At 62.5% G+C, this 4,130-nt stretch carries 3 protein-coding genes and 1 pseudogene; 2 read left to right on the top strand and 2 right to left on the bottom strand.

Annotated elements, in window-relative coordinates; genetic code table 11:
• Positions 1 to 672 (bottom strand): ABC transporter substrate-binding protein (locus ACZM96_RS09855; RefSeq protein WP_489488838.1); only part of this gene is annotated, 672 nt, incomplete at its 3' end.
• A gap of 52 nt (positions 673 to 724) precedes the next feature.
• Entirely contained in the window at positions 725 to 1,693 is a 969-nt protein-coding gene (locus ACZM96_RS09850; protein ID WP_489488837.1) for a TOBE domain-containing protein, read from the bottom strand.
• A 413-nt stretch (positions 1,694 to 2,106) separates the two neighbouring features.
• Here ACZM96_RS09850 and ACZM96_RS09845 point away from each other — a divergent pair, with 413 nt between their 5' ends.
• Positions 2,107 to 3,333: a molybdopterin molybdotransferase MoeA gene (locus ACZM96_RS09845; protein ID WP_489488836.1), complete on the top strand. Its 1,227-nt coding sequence runs from the start codon at positions 2,107 to 2,109 to the stop codon at positions 3,331 to 3,333.
• A 155-nt stretch (positions 3,334 to 3,488) separates the two neighbouring features.
• Positions 3,489 to 4,130: pseudogene (locus tag ACZM96_RS09840) on the top strand (molybdopterin biosynthesis protein); the annotation flags it as partial.

Genomic DNA, 4,130 nt, shown 5'->3' with positions numbered 1-4,130 from the left:
GACGCTGTACTGATTGAACAGCGCGCTGTCGCCCTGCACCACGATGGCGAGAGGATTGTTCTTGCCCTGCTGGCTTTCGTACTTGATCCAGGTGCCGCGGTCGGTGAGGGCGTAGGCGCCCTTTTCGGCGGCAATGGCGAGGGTGGCCATCATGCCCTGACCGGCGGAGATGTAGAAGGGTTCCTTGTCGGGATTCAGGTTGAACTGCTTCCACAGCTTGAGCTCGGCGGAATGGGTGCCGGACTTGTCGCCGCGACTCACGAAGCCGGCCTTGGCGTCATAGATGGCCTTGAGCGCTTCGCCCGTGGTCTTGCCGGCGATCTTCGCGGGATCGGCCTTGGGGCCGACGATCACGAAGTCGTTGTACATGACCTGACGGCGGTCGATGCCGTAGCCGTCGTCGATGAACTTCTTTTCCACGTCGGGGGCGTGAACGAGCAGCACGTCGGCGTCGCAGTTCTTGGAGATTTCAAGAGCCTTGCCGGTGCCCACGGCCACCCACTTGAGGTCGATGCCGGTTTCCTTCTTGAACACGGGCGCAACGTATTCCAGCAGGCCGGAATCCTGGGTGCTGGTGGTGGTGGCCATCATGAGGGAGTCGGCGGCCTGCGCGGGAAGCACGCAGGAGAGGGAGAGCAGGGTGCCGAAGAGGAATTTGCCGAGATGATTCATGGAGATGCTCCTTATAAGGTTTTGCGGCGCTCGTAAGAGGGCCGCGTGGTGCCTAGTCGGTGCGGAGGCGGACGCTTCGCGCGGGAAAGCTGACGTACACTCTGCTGCCCTGCCGGAGGCCGAGCCGCGCAACGGCGGCGGTTTCCTGCACGGCGTTCATTCTGGTGCCGTCCGCAAGTTCCAGCACGAGAAAGGTTTCCGCCGTGTCCTTGTGCAGTGCCGCCACGCTTGCGCGTATCGGCCCCTGAATGCTGAGGGGCGTTCTTTCCGTGGACAGCACGATCTGTTCGGGATCGACGGACACGGTGACCACCTGATTGAGGTGAAGTTCCATGTCCATGAACTGCCTTGCGTCGCACAGGGCGGCGATGACGAGATCGGAAAAGGTGGTGACTTCCACGCCCATCGCGCGCATGCCTGTTTCCAGACCGGTGACGATGCCGATGAACGAATTGTCCGGTTCGTCGTCCGGACTTTTGGCGGGGGCGTGACCCTGCACGATGCGCTTGGCTTCGCCGCCGGCAAATTCGAGAAATTCCGCAATCTGGGAGGACTTCTGCTGGCCGAGGAAGGCCTGCACCACGTTGAAGGGCACGTGCAGCTCCAGAAGCTCCAGTCCTCGGGCGTAGCGTATGGCCCGCGGACCGGCCATGCCCGGCGCAAGTCCCATGCCCTGGGCCACGGCGTAGAACTTTCGCCGCACGAAGCCCTGATCGAAGTGCAGAAAGGCGGGATCTTCGGCCTCGGGCAGGCTGAGAATGCGCCGGATCTGCTTCATGCAGGAGAGCGGGAGCAAAACGTCGCGGCCGCCGGGGTCGGGAATGTGGACCATGCCGGTCACGGTGTCCACGGCGCTCTTCACGGGCAGGTTCAGGGCCTCGCCGAGGCGGAGTCCGCCGTAGCGGATGAGCAGAAAGAGAAGATGAAGCCTCGCACGAACGATTTTTTTCGCCGTGGTGGTGGCTTCGGCTTCCCATGCTTCCCAGCGGAGGGTGAGCTGTTCAAGCATGGATCTGGTCAAATGTTCCTGAGGCAAGGCGCACTTCGCAATGTTGCGGTTTGGTTCCGTGAAGCGCTGAAAGCGTTGAAAAGGAACCGGGGGAGAGCTCTGCCGTTTCAAAATGAACGGCGATGGAACCAGGCGATCTGCAGGGAAAATATCCGTTACTCCATAGTCGTTGCTCTCCAAAAAAATCTGCGCATTTCAATATAACGGAAAATACCGGCATGAGCAATACTGAAATGGCGAAACAGTGATTCTGCAGGTTTTTATTTCAAAATTATCATATTTCTTTTCAGGATGATTGCACAAAAAATAAAAACTTGAGGAGGAATGTTTCCGGGCGGGCGCAGGGGAAAAAGCGGCCGCCTTTCTTTTTTTCTTCAAAAGGCTATACTCCGCAGCAGTATCATTTCATTTATACGGGAGCCGTCATGAAGTCCTTTCTTACTCTGAAGTCGGTGGACGAGGTTCTGTCCCTCGTCGAAACGTTTGAGCGTCTTCCAGAAGAATATGTTCCTCTGGATGAAAGCGCGGGCCGCTATCTTGCCCGGGACTGGAGCGCTCCCGAAGATCTTCCGGGGTTCGACCGTTCCACGGTGGACGGCTATGCCGTCCGCGCCAGGGACGTGTTCGGCGCGCAGGAAGGTTCGCCCGCGCTGCTGGAATGCGTGGGCGAATGCCCCATGGGCAGAACGCCGGACTTCTCCCTGGAGCCGGGGCAGACGGCGCGCATCTTTACGGGAGGCATGCTTCCGGAAGGGGCCGACTGCGTGGTGATGGTGGAATATTCCAGGCCGGCGGGCGGCAATCTTGTGGAGCTCGTGCGCACGCAGGCTCCGGGCGATCACGTGCTCGAACACGACGAGGACGCGGCAAAGGGTCAGGTGCTCATTCCGGCGGGGCGGCGTCTGCGCCCGCAGGAAACGGGACTTCTGGCCGCGCTCGGCCAGGTGCGCGTGCCGGTGACGCGACGCCCGCGCGTGGCCGTGCTCTCCACGGGCGACGAGGTGGTTCCCTGCGAGGAGAAGCCGCAGCCGGGGCAGGTGCGGGACGTGAACTCCCACTCTCTTGCGGCGCTGTGCCGCAAGGAAGGAGCCGAAGTGCGTCTGGCCGGTCTGGTGCGCGACGACGTGGCCAGGCTGGAAGCAACGGTGCGCGGGCTTCTGGACTGGGCCGACGTGGTGCTGCTTTCCGGCGGTTCTTCGGCCGGCATGCGCGATCACACCGTGGATATTTTTCTTTCCATGCCGGAGAGCGCCCTGCTGGTACACGGCGCGGCCATCAGCCCCGGCAAGCCGTTCATTCTTGCCCGCTCCGGGCGCAAATGTCTCATGGGCCTGCCCGGGCACGTGTCGAGCGCGCTGGTCTGCGCCCGCGCCTTTCTTTCGCCGCTGCTCAGGCATTTGCAGGGCGGCGAGGCTCCCGTGGTTCCGGGGGTGCAGGCCGTGCTTTCGCGCGCCGTGGCTTCGGCGCAGGGGCGGCGCGACTTCATCCGCGTGAAGCTCTCCCGCACGGAAGAGGGCTGGGTTGCGGATCCCGTCACCGCGCCTTCGGGACTCATTTCCGGGCTGGTCGTTGCCGACGCGCTGGTGGTCTGCCCGGAAAACAGCGAAGGCCTGTACGCCGGGCAGGAAGTGTTTGCCGAACTGCTGGATTAGCGCGGCTTCGCCGTGTCGGATGTTTCCGGCGCGTTGATGAGCCGCCGCGCTTTTGACGCCGCGTCGGGCGGAACCTGATTCCGCCTTGCGGCGTGCCCGTGTCTGCGGGCTTCGTCTTGTGTTGCATCCTGGCGCGTCGCGCCGAGAGAGGAATTATGGCCAGACATACCTATCTTACGATGAAGACTCCCGACGAAGCGCGGGAGCTGTGGTTTTCCCGCGTGGACGAACTGGGAATGGAACTTTCGGAGGAGACCGTTCCGCTTTCCGCCGCGCTGCATCGGGTGATTTCCCGTCCCGTGGAGGCGCTGCGTTCGTCTCCCGCCTTTCACGGCGCGGCCATGGACGGCGTGGCCGTGAAGGCCGAGGACACGTTCACGGCTTCTCCGCGCAGGCCGCTGCGTCTGGAAATAGGCAAGGACGCCTTCTGGATCAACACCGGCCATCCGCTTCCCGCCGGATGCAATGCCGTGGTCATGGTGGAGCATCTCAACGTTGAGGAAAACGGCCGGTATGTGGTCACGGAAAAGGCGGCCTTTCCCTGGCAGCACGTGCGCAAGCTCGGCGAAGACATGGTGGCCACGGAAATCATTCTTGCGCCCGGCGTGGTCATAGGCCCCTATGAACTGGGTGCGCTGGCCGCCGCCGGGGTGGTGCGTCCTCCGGTGTTCCGCAAGCCCGAGGTGGCCGTGATTCCCAGCGGATCGGAAATCGTGGCGCTCAGCGAGGCGCGGGAAGAAGATCTGCGCGCGGGCCGGGCGCTGCCGGAATTCAACTCCCTCATTTTTTCCGCCATG

Source organism: Mailhella sp., from assembly GCF_057866825.1.
The sequence above is the reverse complement of the archived record's forward strand: the minus strand, read 5'-3'. Positions and strand labels throughout refer to the sequence as shown.